This window comes from Ancylobacter sp., from assembly GCF_965279025.1.
In the GTDB taxonomy this organism is placed as follows: domain Bacteria; phylum Pseudomonadota; class Alphaproteobacteria; order Rhizobiales; family Xanthobacteraceae; genus Ancylobacter.
Genome location: NZ_OZ257132.1, coordinates 1,598,031 through 1,615,338 on the forward strand (window position 1 = coordinate 1,598,031; position 17,308 = coordinate 1,615,338).

At 70.4% G+C, this 17,308-nt stretch carries 13 protein-coding genes; 10 read left to right on the forward strand and 3 right to left on the reverse strand.

Annotated elements, in window-relative coordinates; genetic code table 11:
- The first annotated feature begins 55 nt into the window (after positions 1-55).
- The 4 genes from ACQY76_RS07405 to ACQY76_RS07420 all read left to right on the forward strand — a co-directional run bounded on the left by ACQY76_RS07405 (position 56) and on the right by ACQY76_RS07420 (position 4,999).
- Positions 56-733, forward strand: coding sequence for a hypothetical protein (locus tag ACQY76_RS07405; RefSeq protein ID WP_428032240.1), 678 nt, complete (start codon positions 56-58; stop codon positions 731-733).
- A gap of 272 nt (positions 734-1,005) precedes the next feature.
- On the forward strand, positions 1,006-2,397 hold the full coding sequence (locus ACQY76_RS07410; RefSeq protein ID WP_428032241.1) for a M16 family metallopeptidase: 1,392 nt from the start codon (positions 1,006-1,008) through the stop codon (positions 2,395-2,397).
- 68 nt (positions 2,398-2,465) lie between these two features.
- The gene (locus ACQY76_RS07415) at positions 2,466-3,782 is read left to right on the forward strand and encodes a M16 family metallopeptidase (RefSeq protein ID WP_428032961.1); all 1,317 of its coding nucleotides are present in this window, start codon (positions 2,466-2,468) and stop codon (positions 3,780-3,782) included.
- A gap of 188 nt (positions 3,783-3,970) precedes the next feature.
- The gene (locus ACQY76_RS07420; protein ID WP_428032242.1) at positions 3,971-4,999 is read left to right on the forward strand and encodes a hypothetical protein; all 1,029 of its coding nucleotides are present in this window, start codon (positions 3,971-3,973) and stop codon (positions 4,997-4,999) included.
- 95 nt (positions 5,000-5,094) lie between these two features.
- Here ACQY76_RS07420 and ACQY76_RS07425 read toward each other — a convergent pair whose 3' ends face one another.
- Positions 5,095-6,426, reverse strand: coding sequence for a DUF3422 family protein (locus ACQY76_RS07425; RefSeq protein ID WP_428032243.1), 1,332 nt, complete (start codon positions 6,424-6,426; stop codon positions 5,095-5,097).
- A gap of 303 nt (positions 6,427-6,729) precedes the next feature.
- Between ACQY76_RS07425 and ACQY76_RS07430 the strand changes: the two genes are divergently transcribed.
- The 6 genes from ACQY76_RS07430 (at position 6,730) to ACQY76_RS07455 (ending at position 14,327) form a co-directional block, all read left to right on the forward strand.
- Positions 6,730-7,548 (forward strand): hypothetical protein, encoded by an 819-nt coding sequence (locus tag ACQY76_RS07430; RefSeq protein ID WP_428032244.1) that lies wholly within the window; start codon positions 6,730-6,732, stop codon positions 7,546-7,548.
- Between the two features lie 237 nt (positions 7,549-7,785).
- A complete protein-coding gene (locus ACQY76_RS07435; protein ID WP_428032245.1) occupies positions 7,786-9,282 on the forward strand; it encodes an FAD-linked oxidase C-terminal domain-containing protein in 1,497 nt (498 codons plus the stop codon).
- On the forward strand, positions 9,282-10,709 hold the full coding sequence (locus tag ACQY76_RS07440) for an 8-oxoguanine deaminase (RefSeq protein WP_428032246.1): 1,428 nt from the start codon (positions 9,282-9,284) through the stop codon (positions 10,707-10,709). The genes ACQY76_RS07435 and ACQY76_RS07440 overlap by 1 nt, the downstream gene beginning before the upstream one ends.
- Positions 10,706-11,938 (forward strand): FAD-binding protein, encoded by a 1,233-nt coding sequence (locus tag ACQY76_RS07445; RefSeq protein ID WP_428032247.1) that lies wholly within the window; start codon positions 10,706-10,708, stop codon positions 11,936-11,938. The genes ACQY76_RS07440 and ACQY76_RS07445 overlap by 4 nt, the downstream gene beginning before the upstream one ends.
- 3 nt (positions 11,939-11,941) lie before the next feature.
- Complete coding sequence (gene glcF, locus ACQY76_RS07450) at positions 11,942-13,261, forward strand: glycolate oxidase subunit GlcF (protein WP_428032248.1); 1,320 nt, start codon at positions 11,942-11,944, stop codon at positions 13,259-13,261.
- A gap of 64 nt (positions 13,262-13,325) precedes the next feature.
- A complete protein-coding gene (locus ACQY76_RS07455; RefSeq protein WP_428032249.1) occupies positions 13,326-14,327 on the forward strand; it encodes an asparaginase in 1,002 nt (333 codons plus the stop codon).
- Between the two features lie 297 nt (positions 14,328-14,624).
- Here the strand turns inward: ACQY76_RS07455 and pnp are convergent, their stop codons facing one another.
- Together pnp and rpsO are read right to left on the reverse strand one after the other, a co-directional pair.
- Positions 14,625-16,784: a polyribonucleotide nucleotidyltransferase gene (gene pnp / locus ACQY76_RS07460; protein WP_428032250.1), complete on the reverse strand. Its 2,160-nt coding sequence runs from the start codon at positions 16,782-16,784 to the stop codon at positions 14,625-14,627.
- A gap of 253 nt (positions 16,785-17,037) precedes the next feature.
- The gene (gene rpsO, locus ACQY76_RS07465) at positions 17,038-17,307 is read right to left on the reverse strand and encodes a 30S ribosomal protein S15 (protein ID WP_131833466.1); all 270 of its coding nucleotides are present in this window, start codon (positions 17,305-17,307) and stop codon (positions 17,038-17,040) included.
- Position 17,308: the final 1 nt, after the last annotated feature.

Below are 17,308 nucleotides of genomic sequence, written 5' to 3' on the forward strand. Positions count from 1 at the left end.
GGTCGCCTGGAGGCGGCAGTCTCGCCCGCCCATTCGACCGGCAGGAGACGACCGGATGACGAAACGAGTTCATGCCACCCGCGCCGCGCGGCTCGCCGGCGCCATGGTCTGCACGGTGACCCTCCTCGGCAGCGCGCCGCTTTTTGCGGCCGACGATCCGCCGGAGATGAACCTCACTGGCCAGATCCTCACCGGCCTCGGCTTCGTGGCCCCGCCGCCGCCGGACATCGATTACCGCGAGCGCGCCCCGCTGGTGGTGCCGCCGACCGGCGACATCCTGCCGCCGCCGCGCGACGCCACCGCGATCTCGCAAAACCCGGCCTGGCCGAAGGATCACGACCAGGTCGCCCGCCAGCAGGCGGAAAAGACCAACTGGGCGGATTCGTGGGAATCCATCAGCCGCACCGGCTCGACCGCCTCGCGCACGCTGACGCCGGCCGAGCTCGACAAGGGCTACAAGTCCGGCAAGGCCACCGGCAGCGGCTTCGCCAATCGCGGCAACAACGAGAGCAACCGCCTCTCCGCGAACGAGATGAGCTTCTTCGGCTGGGACAAGAAGAAGGACGAGACGCTGCAGTTCCAGGGCGAACCGGACCGCGAGTCGCTGATCGAGCCGCCGCCCGGCTACCAGACCCCGGCCCCCGGCGCCAAATATGGCGTGGTGGCCGACCGTCCGGAAGACAAGGACTGGAAGATGCCGAGCTGGTTCGACCGCACGCAGAAGAACCACTGACCGGCTGAACCGCGTCCTGCGCGGGCCGCGCCTCCCGGCAGCGGCCCCGGCCGCGACGGGCTGAGGACGGCGCCTCATGGCGCGGCGCCTGCGCCCGCCGGCCTGAGCACTCACTTCGCGGTGATGACCGCCTGTCGCGCGTCGCGGCACCGGCGCTTCGTCGCTACATTGCCCTGCGATCCCCGCCCCGCGCCGCCCGACCCCGGGCAGCGCCCCCTCCGCGTCCTCCGGGGCCGGGCCGCGAAACGGATGCCGCTGTGACTGGAAGATTCATGCCCGCACTCATGCTGCTCGCCGGCGCCGCCGCCGGCCTCGCCATCGCCCCCTCGCGGGCCGACGCCGCCGAGGTGTCCGAGTTCACCCTCGGCAACGGCATGCAGGTGGTGGTGGTGCCCGACCATCGCGCCCCGGTGGTCACCCACATGGTGTGGTATCGCGTCGGTTCGGCCGACGAGCAGGCGGGCAAGTCCGGCATCGCCCATTTCCTCGAGCACCTGATGTTCAAGGGAACGGCCACGCATCCGGCCGGCGAGTTCTCGCAGGTCGTCGCCAAGCTCGGCGGGCAGGAGAACGCCTTCACCTCGCAGGACTACACCGCCTATTTCCAGCGCGTCGCCAAGCAGAACCTCGCCACGGTGATGGGCTTCGAGGCCGACCGCATGACCGGGCTGGTGCTGACCGACGAGGTGGTGCTGCCCGAGCGCGACGTGGTGCTGGAAGAGCGCCGCATGCGCACCGACAACGACCCCTCCTCGCAGCTCTCCGAGGCCGCCCAGGCGGCGATGTATGTCAACCATCCCTATGGCCACCCGATCATCGGCTGGGAAGACGAGATCCGGAAGCTGAACCGCGAGGACGCGCTGGACTTCTACCGCCGCTTCTACACGCCCAACAACGCCATCCTGGTGGTGGCGGGCGACGTGGAGGCGGAGGAGGTGAAGAAGCTGGCCGAGGAGACCTATGGCAAGATCGCGCCACGGGCCGAGACCGCGGCGCGCAACCGCCCGCAGGAACCCGCGCCGCGCGCCGAGCGCCGGCTTGTTCTTGCCGATGGCCGCGTCGGCCAGCCGAGCCTGTCGCGCAGCTACCTCGTGCCCTCCTATCGCGGCGACAAGCAGGAGAGCGTCGCGCTCGACGTGCTGTCGCAGGTTCTCGGCGGCGGCTCGACCAGCCGGCTGTACCGCACGCTGGTGGCCGACAAGGCCGTCGCGGCCAATGCCGGTGCCTGGTATCAGTCCACCGCGCTCGACGACACGCGCTTCGGCGTCTCGGTCACGCCGCGCCCGGAAGTGACGATGGAGGCGCTGGAGACGGCGCTGGACGAGGCGATCGCCGCGCTGGCCAAGGACGGGCCGGATGCCGCCGAGCTGGAGCGCGCCAAGACCCGCCTCGTTGCCGAGGCGATCTATGCGCAGGACAACCAGGCGACGCTGGCGCGCATCTATGGCGCGGCGCTGACCACCGGCTCCACCATCGAGGACGTTAAGATCTGGCCGGAACTGGTGAAGGGCGTCACCGCCGAGCAGGTGCGCGACGCCGCCCGCCGCTGGCTGGTGCCCGCCCGCGCCGTGACCAGCCAGTTGCTGCAGGCCAAGCCCGCCCCGGCTGCCGCCCTGCCCGCCCCGGGCGACGAAAAGGCGGCCCGCCCGGAGGACCGTTCGTGAGCGGGCCTGCCGCCGGCCAGCCTTCCGGCTATCTCCGTCCCCTCCTCTCCCTCGCCGCGGCCACCCTCATGACCCTCGCCCTTGCACCCGCCTCCCCCGCCCAGTCCGAGACCACGCGCATCCAGCGGGTGATCAGCCCCGGCGGCATCGAGGCGTGGCTGGTGCACGACACCACCCTGCCGCTGGTGGCGATGGAGATTTCCTTCCTCGGCGGCGCGGCGCAGGACCCGGCGGAAAAGCCCGGCGTCGCCACCCTCACCGCCTCGCTGCTCGACGAGGGCGCCGGCGATCTCGACAGCCGCGCCTTCCAGGACCGCATGGCGGAAAAGGCCATCGAACTGCGCTTCGACGCCTCGCGCGACAGTGTCGGCGGCTCGCTACGCACCCTGTCGGAGAATGTCGACGACGCCTTCGCGCTGATGGCGCTGGCGGTGAAGGCGCCGCGCTTCGACGACGAGGCGGTGGAGCGCATCCGCCAGGGCCAGCTCGCCATGCTGCGCCGGCGGATGAACGATCCCTCCTCGCTGGCGAGTCTGGGCTGGTCGGCCCGCGCCTTCCCCAACCATCCCTATGGCCGCCCGGTCTCCGGCACGCTGGAAAGCGTGCCCACCATCAGCCGCGACGACCTGAAGAATTTCGTCGTCCGCAATCTCGCCCGCGACAATCTCAAGATCGCGGTGGTGGGCGACATCACGGCGGAGAAGCTCGGCCCGGCACTCGACGCCATGTTCGGCGCGCTGCCCGCCAAGGCTCAGCTGACGCCGGTGCCCGATATCGAGCCGCAGGGCCTCGGCACGGATGTGGTGAAGACGCTGGCCGTGCCGCAGACCTCCATCGTCTTCGGCGGCATCGGCCTGAAGCGGGCGGACCCGGATTTCATACCGGCCTTCGTGCTGAACCACATTTTCGGCGGCTCGGCCTTTTCCTCGCGGCTGTTCAGCGAGGTGCGCGAGAAGCGTGGCCTGGCCTATTCGGTCTACAGCCAGCTCGCCCCGCTCGACCATGCGGCGCTGATCCTCGGCGGCACGGCGACCAAGAATGACCGCGCCGGCGAGAGCGCCGAGCTCATCCGCTCGGAATATCGGCGGCTGCTGACGGTGGGGCCGAGCGAAGAGGAGCTGGAGGACGCCAAGAGCTACCTTATCGGCTCCTTCGCGCTGCGCTTCGACAGCTCGGCCAAGGTGGCCCAGCAGCTGCTGCAGATCCAGATCGACGATCTCGGCATCGACTATATCGACGTCCGCAACGAGCTTGTGGCGCGGGTGACGCTGGACGATGTGAAGCGCGTCGCGGCGCGGCTGAACGAGCATCCCGCCCTGCTGTTCAGCCTGGTCGGCGAGCCGGCCGGCCTCCCCTCCGCTCCCGCCTCGGGCAATGGCGGCTGAGCGGGCTGGACGGCGGCGTTCGATGTTCGCTTGCCAAAGGTCGCGTTGATTGCGACAGGGCATGTTCCCTGTCTGCGATCGCCTGCTATAAGAGCGTCCGGGAAAGCGGATCCAGGATCATCGGCTGTCCGGCGCTCCGGGGGGAAGGCGCCACGGCTCATCCAGCCGGCACGGCGGGGAGTATGCGTATGGGTAACGGGGACGTGCGGAACGGGATGGTCGGCCACGCGGGGCGTGGGCGGGCGCGGACATGGCTTGTGGTTCCGGCGCTGGCGCTGCTGCTGGCGGGCTGCGCCGGCAACGGCATAGGCGGCGGCAACGGCAATGACGGCCCGATGGGCGCCGGCAATGCCGACGAGCAGGGGGCCTTCGGTTCCTCCATGCAGACCACCACGGTGGCGCCGACATCCGGCGCGGGCGTGGCGGCCGCCAATCCCGGCGCCGACGAGTTCACCTGCCCGCCGGTGCAGGTGCGCGCCGGCGCGGCGGCCTGGCAGGTGACGGAGCCCGGCGATGGCGGCGTGCGCTACCAGGCGACGCTCGGCCAGTTCTCGCGCGAATGCCGCTTCAGCGCCCCCGAGATGAACATGCGCATCGGCATCCAGGGCCGGGTGCTGCTCGGCCCCAAGGGCGGCCCGGGCAAGCTGACCGTGCCGATCCGGCTCGCCGTGGTCGAGGAAGGGCCGGCGCCGAAATCGGTGTGGACCAAATTCTATTCGGTGCCGGTGGAAGTCGGTCCCGGCGTCATGCAGGTGGATTTCGGCCTGGTCGCCGACGACGTGAACTTCCCGCGCCCGACGCCCGACCTTTCCGAGCGCTATGTGGTCTATGTCGGCTTCGACCCGCAGGGCAAAGAGGAAAAGGCCACCCGTACCCGCCCGGTGACCCCGCGCGCCCAGCCGCAGGCTCAGCAGGCGGCGCCCCGTGCGACGCCCGCCGTCACCACGGCGCCCCGCCCTGCTGCCCCTGCGGTGACCGCGGCGCCGCGCCCGGCGCCCGCCACCACGGCGCAGCCGCGCCAGATTCCGCCGGCCACCGCTGCGGTTCCTGCCGCGACGGCGGCGCCGCGCAGCAGCACCTCGGCGCCGACCTCCACGGTGCAGAGCGCCCCGGCCACCGCCGCCCCGGCGGCGAGCGCGGCCACGCCGGCGCCGGACAACAGCCAGACGCAGTGGATCGGCGCCCCGGCGCCCTCGACCGGCGGCTTCTCGCAATAGGCCGGGAACGCCCGGCCAGAGGCGAGATCGACGCCTGCAAAAAGCAAAAGCCCCGGTTCGCCCGGGGCTTTTTCGTTGGGACGCGAGGTGCGCGCTTATGCGTCCTCTTCCGCATGGCCGCGGCGGATGCGGCGGACCACAGACCAGATGAGCAGCACCGCGATCGGCACGGCGATGGCGGTGGTGACGCCGACGTCATAATGCAGACCGGCGGCCTCGGCGCGCGGGTGCAGCCCTTCCAGCGCGTAATGCAGCAGGCTGATGACGTAATAGGAAATGGCGGCGACCGAGAGCCCTTCCACCGTCTGCTGCAGGCGCAGCTGCATGCGGGCGCGGGTGTTCATGCTGCGCAGCAGGTCGCGGTTCTGCTGCTCCAGCTCGACATCGACGCGGGTGCGCAGCAGGTTGGCGGCGCTGGTGAGCTTGACCGAGAGATTGGCCTGGCGCTGCTCGATCGCCTGGCAGGTGCGCATGGCGGGCTGCAGCCGGCGCAGCAGGAATTGCTGCCAGGTGGGATAGCCCGAGATCGGCCGCTCGCCGATGGTGCGCAGCCGCGAGGAGACGATCTCCTCATAGGCGCGGGTGGCGCCGAAGCGGAACAGCGAGGCGGCGGCGTCGGCCTCCAGCTGGGCGGCAAGCCCGGTCAGCGCGTCGAGCAGCCGGTTATTGGCGGCGAGGCCCTCGCTCTGGCGCATCTGCTCGGTCAGCGTCGATAGCTCCTGCTCGCTATGGGCGACGGTGGGGGCGAGGCGCTGCGCCTCCGGCAGGCCGAGCAAGGCGAGGGTGCGGTAGGTCTCGATCTCCAGCACACGCTGCACCAGCGCGCCGGCGGCGTCGTCGGTCATGCCGCGATCGCGCACCAGAATGCGCACGAAGCCGGAGGGGTCGGGCTGAAAATCGGTGGCGATCTCGGCAAAGCCGTCCTCGACATCCGAGCGGGCGAGGCTGGTGCGGTCGAACAGCCGGTCGAGGGGGAGCGCGTCGGCCGTGTCGGTGACGAGGTGCAGGTCGACCGCCACTAGCAGCGGCCCGGGCTGGGGAAGCTGGGTGAGCACGTCGGCAAGGCTGGCGCCGGAGGGCTGGAAGGGCAGGCCGCCCTCCACCACGTCCTCGGCCGGCAGCTCCCAGGTATAGGTGGTGAATTCGGCGTGGCGCTCCCAGCGCACGATGAAACGCCCGAAGGCGACGCGATGCTGCTTGGCATCCCGACCCGGCGCCGGCTGGCCGCGGGACATGCACAGGCTGGCGAAGGCGGCGCGGTCGGCCAGGGCCTGGGCGCGGTCGACCAGGAAGGCGACATGCAGGATGCGCGCGGGGGTCGACACCGCCACGAAGGGCCGCGCATGCAGTTCCGCCAGGACCGGGGCGCGCAAGGGATGGTCGTAGAAGGCCTTGCCGGCGGCGGGGGCCGTCGCATTCACTGTCACCGGGCCTGCTCCTCACTTGCCCCCGCAACATACCGTCGCACCGGGGGAACTCCGCGCGCCCCAGTGGGTTGCACGCTCGCGGAGCGCTGGCAAGGGCAGCGTGCGCACGCGCATCGGTGCGGCGCGCGGCGAAGCGTCCCGGCAGGTGGGGGCATGCCTCGGCGCTGCATCGTCGTTCTGCCGCCACGGAACTGTTGCCCGTGAGCATCAGATATTCGGCAAAACGGGAACGATTTAGAATCTGTTTGCAAGGGCAGGGGGGCCAAGAGCATGAAGTCAGACGGTCATTTCGGGATTTGTGACATGAAGTTCTCGCGTGTCTGGGCCGCGTGCCTTGCCGTTGTCGCCGTTCTTGCGCTCAGCTTTGCCGGGCCGGCGCAGGCCCAGTCCAAGCCGAACCCCAACCAGCCCCGGGTCTACCTGCTGCGCGGGCTTGCCAACATCTTCTCGCTCGGCATGGACGACCTCGCCGCCAAGCTGCGCGCGCGCGGCATCGAGGCGAGCGTGCATTCCTATGTCGATTTGGAAACGCTGAGCCGCTACGCCGTCGAGCAGGCCAGCGCCGGCAAGCGCCGGCCCTCCCCGGTCATCATCATCGGCCATTCGCTGGGCGCCGACGCGGCGGTCACCATGGGCAACCGCGTGACGGCTGCCGGCGTCCCGGTGCCGCTGGTGGTGACCTTCGACCCGGTGACGGCGATGACCGCCTCGCCCAAGATCGGCAAGGTGGTGAATTATTACCAGGCAGGCGGTTCCGGCAAGGCGGTGTCCGGGCCGCGCGTCGAGAATATCGACCTCACGGGTTCCGGGGCGCTCAGCCATTTCAACATCGACAAGGCGACGGAGCTGCATAGCAAGGTGATCGCCATGGTGCAGCGCGCCCCGCGCCCGGTGGCCGCCAAGCCGAAGCCGAAGCCCGCCGATGCCGTCGGCATCGCGCCGGCCGCCGCTGTCTCGGCGCCGGCGGTGATTCCCGCAGCGGCGCCTGCCGCTCTCCCGGCCGCCACGCCGGCGCCCGCCGCCTCCACCTCCAGCAGCCTCCAGCCGGCCGCCACGACGGAAACCGCCTCGGCGCCCAGCGCCGTGCCGACCTCCCCGGCCGGGACCGGCACCTCCAACTGACGCACGCGCACCGCTTCCGGGCGGGCATGGCGGGGATAGGACGGCGCGGGCCCGGCAGGGCGCCGCGCCGTTTTTCGTTTCCGGGCGCTGCGTGTGCCCAAGCGATGACGTCGCGCCTCGCTCATTCGTGTTTGGTCTAGTTTTTTTACCATAGGAAGGTTAGAGGCTTTTCCCTAGAATGGCTCGAAACCGGAAGCGTTCGCCGCAAGAGACGCCGGATCGAAAGGGAGGAGTGCCATGTCCGGTCTCGTCATGCCGGTGCCGAAGGCGGATGTGCTGGCCCGCCGCGCCCAGATCGTCGCCGATCTGCGCGCCATCGTCCCCGGCGAGGGGGTGATCGACACCGAGGCCGAGATGCGCCCCTTCGAAAGCGACGGGGTGACGGCCTATCGCCAGCTGCCGCTCGTCGTGGTGCTGCCCTCCACCACCGAGCAGGTCTCGAAAGTGCTGGCCTATGCCAATGCCAACGGCATTCCGGTGGTGCCGCGCGGGGCGGGCACCTCGCTCTCCGGCGGCGCGCTGCCGCTGCAGGACGGCATCCTGCTCGGCATGGGCAAGTTCAACCGCATCCTCGACATCGACTTCGCCAACCGCACCGTGGTCACCCAGCCGGGCGTGACCAATCTCGGCATCACCACGGCGGTGGCGGAACACGGCTTCTACTACGCGCCCGACCCCTCCTCGCAGATCGCCTGCACCATTGGCGGCAATGTCGGGGAGAATTCCGGCGGCGTGCACTGCCTGAAATACGGCCTGACCACCAACAACGTGCTGGGCGTCGAGATGGTGCTGATATCAGGCGAGATCATCCGCCTCGGCGGCAAGCACCTCGATTCCGGCGGGCTGGACCTGCTCGGCCTCATCGTCGGCTCGGAGGGGCTGCTCGGCGTGGTGACCGAGGTGACAGTGCGCATCCTGAAGAAGCCGGAGACGGCCCGCGCGGTGCTGGTCGGCTTCCCCTCCTCCGAGGCGGCGGGCGCCTGCGTCGCCGCCATCATCGCCGCCGGCATCATTCCCGGCGGCATGGAAATGATGGACAAGATGATGGTGCACGCGGCCGAGGCCTTTCTCGGCGCCGGCTACCCCCTCGATGTCGAGGCGCTGCTGATCGTCGAGCTGGACGGGCCGGAGGCGGAGGTGAACCACCTCATCGACCGCGTCGCGGAGATCGCCGGCGGCCTCGGCTGCATGACGCTGCGCGCCTCCACCAGCGAGGAGGAGCGCGTCGCCTTCTGGGCCGGGCGCAAGGCGGCCTTCCCGGCGGTGGGACGCATCTCGCCGGACTACCTCTGCATGGACGGCACCATTCCGCGCAAGGCGCTGCCGTTGGTGCTGAAGCGCATGGAGGAGATGTCGGAGAAATACGGGCTGCGCTGCGGCAATGTCTTCCACGCCGGCGACGGCAATCTCCACCCGCTGATCTGCTACGACGCCAATACGCCGGGCGAGCTGGAGAAGGCCGAGGCCTTCGGCGCCGACATATTGCTGCTCTGCGTCGAGGTGGGCGGCGTGCTCACCGGCGAGCACGGCGTCGGCGTGGAAAAGCGCGACCTCATGCCCTCCATGTTCAGCGAGATCGACCTCGACCACCAGCAGCGGCTGAAATGCGCCTTCGATCCCGAGGCGCTGCTTAACCCCGGCAAGGTGTTCCCGGTGCTGCGCCGCTGCGCCGAGCTCGGGCGCATGCATATCTCGGGCGGCAAGCTGCCCTTCCCCGACCTGCCGCGATTCTGATGACCACGCTTCTCGTCAAGAATGCCACGGTGCTCGTCACCATGGACGGCGCCCGTCGCGAGATATCAGGCGGCGGCCTGTTCGCGCGCGATGGCCTCATCGAACAGGTTGGCCCGAGCGAGAGCCTGCCGGAAACCGCCGACGCGGTGCTCGACCTCGCGGGCCATGTGGTGCTGCCGGGGCTGGTGAACGCCCATCACCATCTCGACCAGACCCTCACCCGCAACCTGCCGGCGGCGCAGAACGTCAACCTGTTCCGCTGGCTCGCCGCGCATTACCGGCTCTGGGCGGCGCGCACGCCGGAGGCCTCGCGCACCGCAACGCTGGTGGGGCTGGCCGAGCTGGCGCTGTCGGGCTGCACCACCTGCTTCGACCACGCCTATGTGTTCCGCAATGGCTGCGCGGTGGACGACCAGATCGGCGCGGCGCGCGAGATCGGCATGCGCTTCATGGTCTCGCGCGGCTCGATGTCGCTCGGCCAGTCCCGGGGCGGGCTGCCGCCGGACGATTGCGTCGAGGCGGAGGACGCGATCCTGGCGGACAGTGCGCGGGTCATCGACCGCTATCACGACGCCGCGCCCGGCGCGCTGCTGCAGATCGCCCTCGCCCCCTGCTCGCCCTTCTCGGTGACGCCGGCGCTGATGCGCGACAGCGCGGCGCTGGCGCGGGAGAAGGGCGTGCGGCTGCACACGCATCTGGCGGAGACCATCGACGAGGAGCGCTTCACCCTGGCGCGCTTCGGCAAGCGGCCGGTCGCCTATATGGAGGAACTGGGCTGGCTGGGCGAGGATGTGTGGTTCGCCCATGCGGTGCATGTGAACGCGCACGAGATTTCCTGCTTCGCCGGGGCCGGGGTCGGCGTGTGCCACTGCCCCTCCTCCAATATGCGCCTCGCCTCCGGCATCGCGCCGGTGAAGGCCTATCGGCGCGCGGGGGTGAAGGTCGGGCTCGGGGTGGACGGTTCGGCCTCCAATGACGGCAATAATCTGCTGGCCGAGGCGCGCCAGGCGATGCTGCTCGCCCGCCTGCAGATCAGCCTGCGCCCGCCCGAAGGGCCGGACACCACGCTTTCCACCGCCGACCCCGCGCGCGATGCGGAGTGGATGACCGCGCGCGAGGCGCTGGAGCTGGCGACGCTCGGCGGCGCGGCGGTGCTCGGGCGCCGCGATATCGGCGCGCTGGCGCCCGGCATGTGCGCGGATTTCTTCGCCCTGCGGCTCGACGACGTGGCCTTTGCCGGCGGGCTTTCCGACCCGGTGGCCGCCGCTTTGTTCTGCACGCCCTTCCGCGCCGCCTTCACCTATGTGCACGGCCGGCCGGTGGTCGCCCATGGCGAGGTGGTGACGATCGACCTGCCGGCGGTGGTGGCGGAACACAACAGGCATGCCGCGCGGCTCGCCGCGCTTTCGGGAGATGGCTTGAGATGAGCGAGAGGCTGTGCCCGCGCGACGAGGCCGATGTGGTGGAGGCCGTGCGCTGGGCCGTTTCCAACCAGCGCACGCTCGATGTGGCCGGCGCCGGCTCCAAGGCGGCGCTGGGCCGGCATATCCAGACCGACGCGACGCTGGAGCTGACGGGCCTGACGGGCGTCACCCTCTATGAGCCGGAAGAGCTGGTTCTGAGCGCCAAGGCCGGCACCAAGGTGGCGGAGATCGAGGCGCTGGTGGCCGCCTCGCATCAGATGATGGCGTTCGAGCCGATGGATTTCGGCCCGCTGCTGGGCGTGGCACCCGGCGGCGGCACGCTGGGCGGGCTGATCGCCTGCAACCTCGCCGGCCCGCGCCGGCCGAGCGCCGGGGCGGCGCGTGATCATGCGCTCGGCGTGCGCGCCGTCTCCGGCCGGGGTGAAGCCTTCAAGGCCGGCGGCCGGGTGGTGAAGAACGTCACCGGCTATGACCTGCCGCGCGGGCTCGCCGGCTCCTATGGCACGCTGGCGGCCTTCACCGAGCTGACCATCAAGGTGCTGCCGCGCCCGGAGACGGTGGAGACGCTGCTGGTGCTCGGCCTCGCGGACGCTGCCGCCAGCGCGGTGATGAGCGCGGCGGTCGGTTCCTATTACGACGTTTCCGGCGCCGCCCATGTGCCGACGGATGTCGCGGCGCGCCTTCCGGCGGTCGCCGGGGCCGGTGCGGCGGTCACGGCGCTGCGGCTGGAAGGGGTGAAGCCGTCGATCGTGCACCGGCGCGGCAAGCTGGAAGCCATGCTAGGCGCCCATGGCACGCTGTCCGTGCTCGACGCCGACGCCTCGCTCGCCTTCTGGCAGGCGGTGCGGGACGTGGAGCCGTTCGCGCTTCCCGTGGGGGCCGATCTCGGCACCGCACCCGTGGTGTGGCGCGTCTCGGTGGCGCCGATGGCCGGGGCTTCCATCGGCGCGGCGCTGCGCGAAACGGGGGCGATGAGCCTTTACGACTGGGCCGGCGGCTTGGTGTGGCTCGAGATGCCCGGCGCCGAGCCGCACACGGCGCGCGTGCGGGCGGCGGTCGCGGCTGCCGGCGGCGGCCATGCGACGCTGATCCGCGCGAGTGCGGCGGTGCGGGCCGGCGAGGAGGTTTTCCAGCCGCTCGACGCCGTCACCGGCGCGCTGATCGGGCGGATGAAGAGCGGTTTCGACCCCGGGCGGGTGCTGAGCCCGGGCCGTATGTATGCGGGAGTGTGAGCCATGCAGACCAGTTTCTCCCTCGCCCAGCTCGCCGATCCGCAGACCGCCCGCTCCGAGCAGGTGCTGCGCGCATGCGTCCATTGCGGCTTCTGCACCGCCACCTGCCCGACCTATGTGCTGCTGGGCGACGAGCTGGATTCCCCGCGCGGACGGATCTACCTGATCAAGGACATGCTGGAGAATGACCGGCCGGCGACGCAGGAGGTGGCCAAGCATATCGACCGCTGCCTCTCCTGCCTCTCCTGCATGACCACCTGCCCCTCCGGCGTGCACTACATGCACCTGGTCGACCATGCGCGCGACCATGTGGAGAAGACCTATAATCGCCCGCTGATGGACCGGCTGACCCGGGCGCTGCTGGCGCGGGTGCTGCCCAGCCGCACGCTGTTCCGCCTCGCCATCGGCGGCGCCATGCTGGCGCGGCCCTTCGCCGGGCTGTTCGAGGCGGTGCCGGGCCTGCGCCCCATCGCCGCCATGCTGCGCCTAGCCCCCGCCCGTCCGGCGACGCGCTCGGCCGACGAGGGCGTGCGCCGGTTCGCGGCGCAGGGCGCCCGCCGCGCCCGCGTCGCCCTGCTCGATGGCTGCGCCCAGCCGGTGCTGCGGCCGGAGATCGACGCGGCGGCGATCCGGCTGATGACGCGGATGGGGGTGGAGATCGTGCGGCCGGTGGGGGGCGGCTGCTGCGGCTCGCTCACCCACCATATGGGCAAGGAGGACCTCGCGCTCGCCAATGCCCGCGCCAATGTCGACGCCTGGATGCGCGAGATCGAGGGTGAGGGGCTGGACGCCATCCTCGTCACCACCTCGGGCTGCGGCACCACCATCAAGGATTACGGCCACATGCTGCGCAGCGAGCCGGCCTATGCCGAACGGGCGGCGAGGGTGTCGGCGCTGGCCATGGATGTCAGCGAATTCCTGGCCGCGCAGGAACTGCCGGCGCCGGTCATCGCCCCCGGCATCCGCGTCGCCTATCATTCCGCCTGCTCGCTGCAGCACGGCCAGCGCGTGCGCACCCCGCCCAAGGCGCTGCTGGCGGCGGTGGGCTTCACCGTGCTGGAGCCGGCCGAGGGGCATTTGTGCTGCGGTTCGGCCGGCACCTACAATATTCTCCAGCCGGAGATCGCGGCGCGGCTGCGGGCGCGCAAGGTGGTCAATATCGAGCGCACCGACCCGCAGGTGGTGGCCGCCGGCAATATTGGCTGCATGACGCAGATCGGCGGCGGCACGCGCCTGCCGGTGGTGCACACGGTGGAACTGCTGGACTGGGCGACCGGCGGGCCGATGCCGGCGGAGCTGGCCGGGATAAGCGTGGCGGCGTGAGCGCCTGACAGGAGGCGCGGCGGGCGGCTATGATCGTGGCCGCTCCGTCGAACCAGGGTCTGCCATGTCTGCCTCGCCCCCGCGTCCCCGCCTTCTGGTACTTTCCCTCGGCGGCACCATCACCATGACGGCGGGCGCCGGCGGGGGCATTTCCCCGACACTCGGCGCCGCCGAGCTGGTGGCCGCCGTGCCCGGCCTTGCCGAGGTGGCCGACATCGAGGCGCGCTCGCCGCTGAAGGTCGGCAGCGCCTCGCTGACGCTGGAGAACATCGTCGCCGTGGCGGGCGAGATCCGTGCCGCCTTCGCGCAGGGATTTGACGGCGCGCTGGTCATCCAGGGCACCGACACCATCGAGGAAACCGCTTTCGCGCTCGATCTTCTGGTGCCGGGGGAGCGCCCGGTGGTGGTGGTCGGTGCCATGCGCGGGCCGCAGCAGCCGGGGGCCGACGGACCGGCCAACCTGCTCGCCGCCGCTCTGGTCGCCACCAGCGAAGCCGCAAGGGGGCTCGGCACGCTGGTGGTGATGAATGACCAGATCCACGCCGCCCGCTTCGTGCGCAAGGCGCATACCGCGCTGACCTCGGCCTTCGTCTCGGAGATGACCGGCCCGCTCGGGCTGGTGGCGGAAGGGCGGGTGCGGATTCTCACCCGCGTGGCGCGTCCATGCCTGCCGGCGCTCGCTACTCCGGACGGTGCCCTCCCGCCTGTCGCGCTGCTGAAAATCGCCATGGGCGACGATGGCCGGCTGCTGCGGGCGGTGCCGGGCCTCGGCTACACCGGGCTGGTGATCGAGGGGGCGGGCGCCGGCCATGTGCCGGGGGCGATGGCCGAAATCGTCGGCGAGGTGGCCACGCGCATCCCGGTGGTGCTGGCGAGCCGCACGCTGGCCGGCCCGGTATTCGAGCGGACCTATGGCTATCCCGGCTCGGAGGTCGACCTGCTGGCGCGCGGCGCACTGTCCGCCGGGCTGCTGGGCGGCGTGAAGGCGCGGCTGTTGCTCACCCTGGCGCTGGCGGCCGGCTGGGAGCGCGACGCGATCGCGCGGGGGCTCGACGCGTTCGGGTGAGACGATGCACCGGCGCCCCCGCTGGCCCCGATGCAGGCTGTCATAGCCGGGCCTCCTGCGTCATTCGCCGCGTACGCCGTCATCCCCGGGCTTGGCCCGGGGATCCACGCCTTCCGTCGCCGTCGAAGACGTAGATGGCCGGGACACGCCCGGCCATGACGGCCCTCGGCCGGCCAGCGGGGTGAAGGCGCCGCGCTCCCTGAACGCAACGGGGCGCCCGAAGGCGCTAGGCTCCGGCAATAAAAAACGGGGCGCCCGAAGGCGCCCCGTTCAAACTCTACGGAAGCTGACGGCCGATCACTCGGCGGCGCCGGCCTCGGTGTCCTCGGCGGGCTTCGCCTTGGCTTCGAGGTCCTCGCCGGTCTCCTGGTCGACGACCTTCATCGACAGGCGGGTCTTGCCGCGCTCGTCGAAGCCGAGCAGCTTCACCTTCACCTTGTCGCCTTCCTTGACGACGTCGGAAGGCTTGGCCACGCGCTCCTTGGCGAGCTGCGAGACGTGCACGAGCCCGTCCTTGGCGCCGAAGAAGTTCACGAAGGCGCCGAAATCGACGACCTTCACCACCGTGCCCTCGTAGATCAGGCCGATCTCGGGCTCGGAGGCGATGGACTTGATCCAGTTCAGCGCCGCCTTGATCGATTCGCCGGAGGCGGAGGCGACCTTCACCGTGCCGTCGTCCTCGATGTTGATCTTGGCGCCGGTCTTCTCGACGATCTCGCGGATCACCTTGCCGCCCGAGCCGATCACTTCACGGATCTTGTCGACCGGGATCTGGATCACCTCGATGCGCGGGGCATGCTCGCCGAGCTCGGAACGGGCGCCGGTGAGCGCCTTGTTCATCTCGCCGAGAATGTGATGACGGCCATCCTTCGCCTGGGCGAGGGCGACCTTCATGATCTCCTCGGTAATGCCGGCGATCTTGATGTCCATCTGCAGGGCGGTGACGCCCTTGTCGGTGCCGGCCACCTTGAAGTCCATGTCGCCGAGGTGATCCTCGTCGCCGAGAATGTCGGAGAGCACGGCGAACTTCTCACCCTCGAGGATGAGGCCCATGGCGATGCCGGCCACCGGGCGGCGCATCGGCACGCCGGCGTCCATCAGAGCGAGCGAGGTGCCGCAGACGGTCGCCATGGAGGAGGAGCCGTTCGACTCCAGGATCTCCGAGACGGCGCGCAGCGTGTAGGGGAACTCGTGCGCGGGCGGCAGCAGCGGGCGGATGGCGCGCCAGGCGAGCTTGCCATGGCCGATTTCGCGGCGCCCGGGCGAACCCATGCGGCCGGTCTCGCCGACCGAGAAGGGAGGGAAGTTGTAGTGCAGCAGGAAGCGCTCCTTATAGGTGCCTTCCAGGCTGTCGATGAACTGCTCGTCCTCGCCGGTGCCGAGGGTGGCGATCACGAGGGCCTGCGTCTCGCCGCGGGTGAACAGTGCGGAGCCGTGGGCGCGCGGCAGCACGCTGGCTTCGGCGACGATCTGGCGGACGGTCTTGGTGTCGCGGCCGTCGATGCGGATCCCCTCGTCGAGGATGTTCCAGCGGACGATCTTGGCCTCGAGCTCCTTGAGCACTTCGCCGAGCACCTGGGCGTCCGGCACGGCCTTGCCTTCGGCAGCCTGGGCGGCGTAGTGCGCCTTGGCCTTCGCCTTGGCATTGCCGACCGCCTCGTAGCGATCCTGCTTGCGGACGATCTTGTAGGCGGCGCGCAGATCGCCGTCGATCAGGGCACGCACCTCGGCCTCAAGCGCCGAATGATCCGGAGCGGCGTAGTCGCGCGGCTCCTTGGCGGCCTTCTCGGCAAGGCGGATGATGGCGTCGATCACCGGCTGGAAGTGGCGGTGGCCGAACATGACCGCGCCGAGCATCACGTCCTCGGAGAGTTCCTTGGCCTCGGACTCGACCATCAGCACGGCGTCGGCGGTGCCGGCGACCACGAGGTCGAGCGCCGATTCCTTGACCTCGTCGGTGGTCGGGTTCAGCACATATTCATTGTCGATGAAGCCGACGCGGGCGCCGCCGATCGGGCCCATGAAGGGCACGCCCGACAGGGTGAGGGCGGCCGAGGCGGCGACCAGCGCCACGATGTCCGGATCGTTCTCGAGGTCGTGCGAGAGCACGGTGACGACGACCTGCGTCTCGTTCTTGTAGCCGTCGGCGAAGAGCGGGCGGATCGGGCGGTCGATGAGGCGGGAGACGAGCGTCTCCTTCTCGCTCGGGCGGCCTTCGCGCTTGAAGTAGCCGCCGGGGATGCGGCCGGCGGCGTAGGTCTTTTCTTGGTAGTTCACGGTCAGGGGGAAGAAGTCCTGGCCGGGCTTCGCCGACTTGGCGGAGACGGCGGTGGCGAGCACGGTGGTGTCGCCATAGGTCGCGAGCACGGCGCCATCGGCCTGGCGCGCCATGCGGCCGGTCTCGAGGGTGAGCGTGCGCCCGCCCCAGTCGAGTTCCTCGCGGTGAATATCGAACATGTCTGTCTCTGGCTTTCCGAAGCGGGGCCATGGGCAAGACGGCGAGAGGTTCGGGCGGTGGCGCCTCAGCGAGGGCGTGCCTTACGAAATCGAGCCTCCGGCGATCCTGCCATGGCGCGCCGCTTCACTATCGGTCGCGGCGAGCCCCATGCCCGCCACTCATGCTTACGTTCTCGGCGCTGCGGGTCCTCCGCGCGCGCCGTCTTTCGCAGCACGAGGCCCGCACCATGGCGGCGCGAGCCTCGCGTCTAACTCAGCGGCGGATGCCCAGGCGCTGGATCAGCGACTTGTAGCGGGCTTCCTCGGTCTTCTTGAGATAATCGAGGAGACCGCGACGCGCCGACACCATCTTGAGCAGGCCGCGACGGGAGTGGTTGTCCTTGGCGTGGCCCTTGAAGTGGCCGGTGAGATTGCTGATCCGCTCGGTGAGGATCGCAACCTGCACTTCCGCCGAGCCGGTGTCGTTCGGCTTGGTGGCGTATTCCTTGATGAGCGCCTGCTTGCGCTCGGCAGTGATCGACATC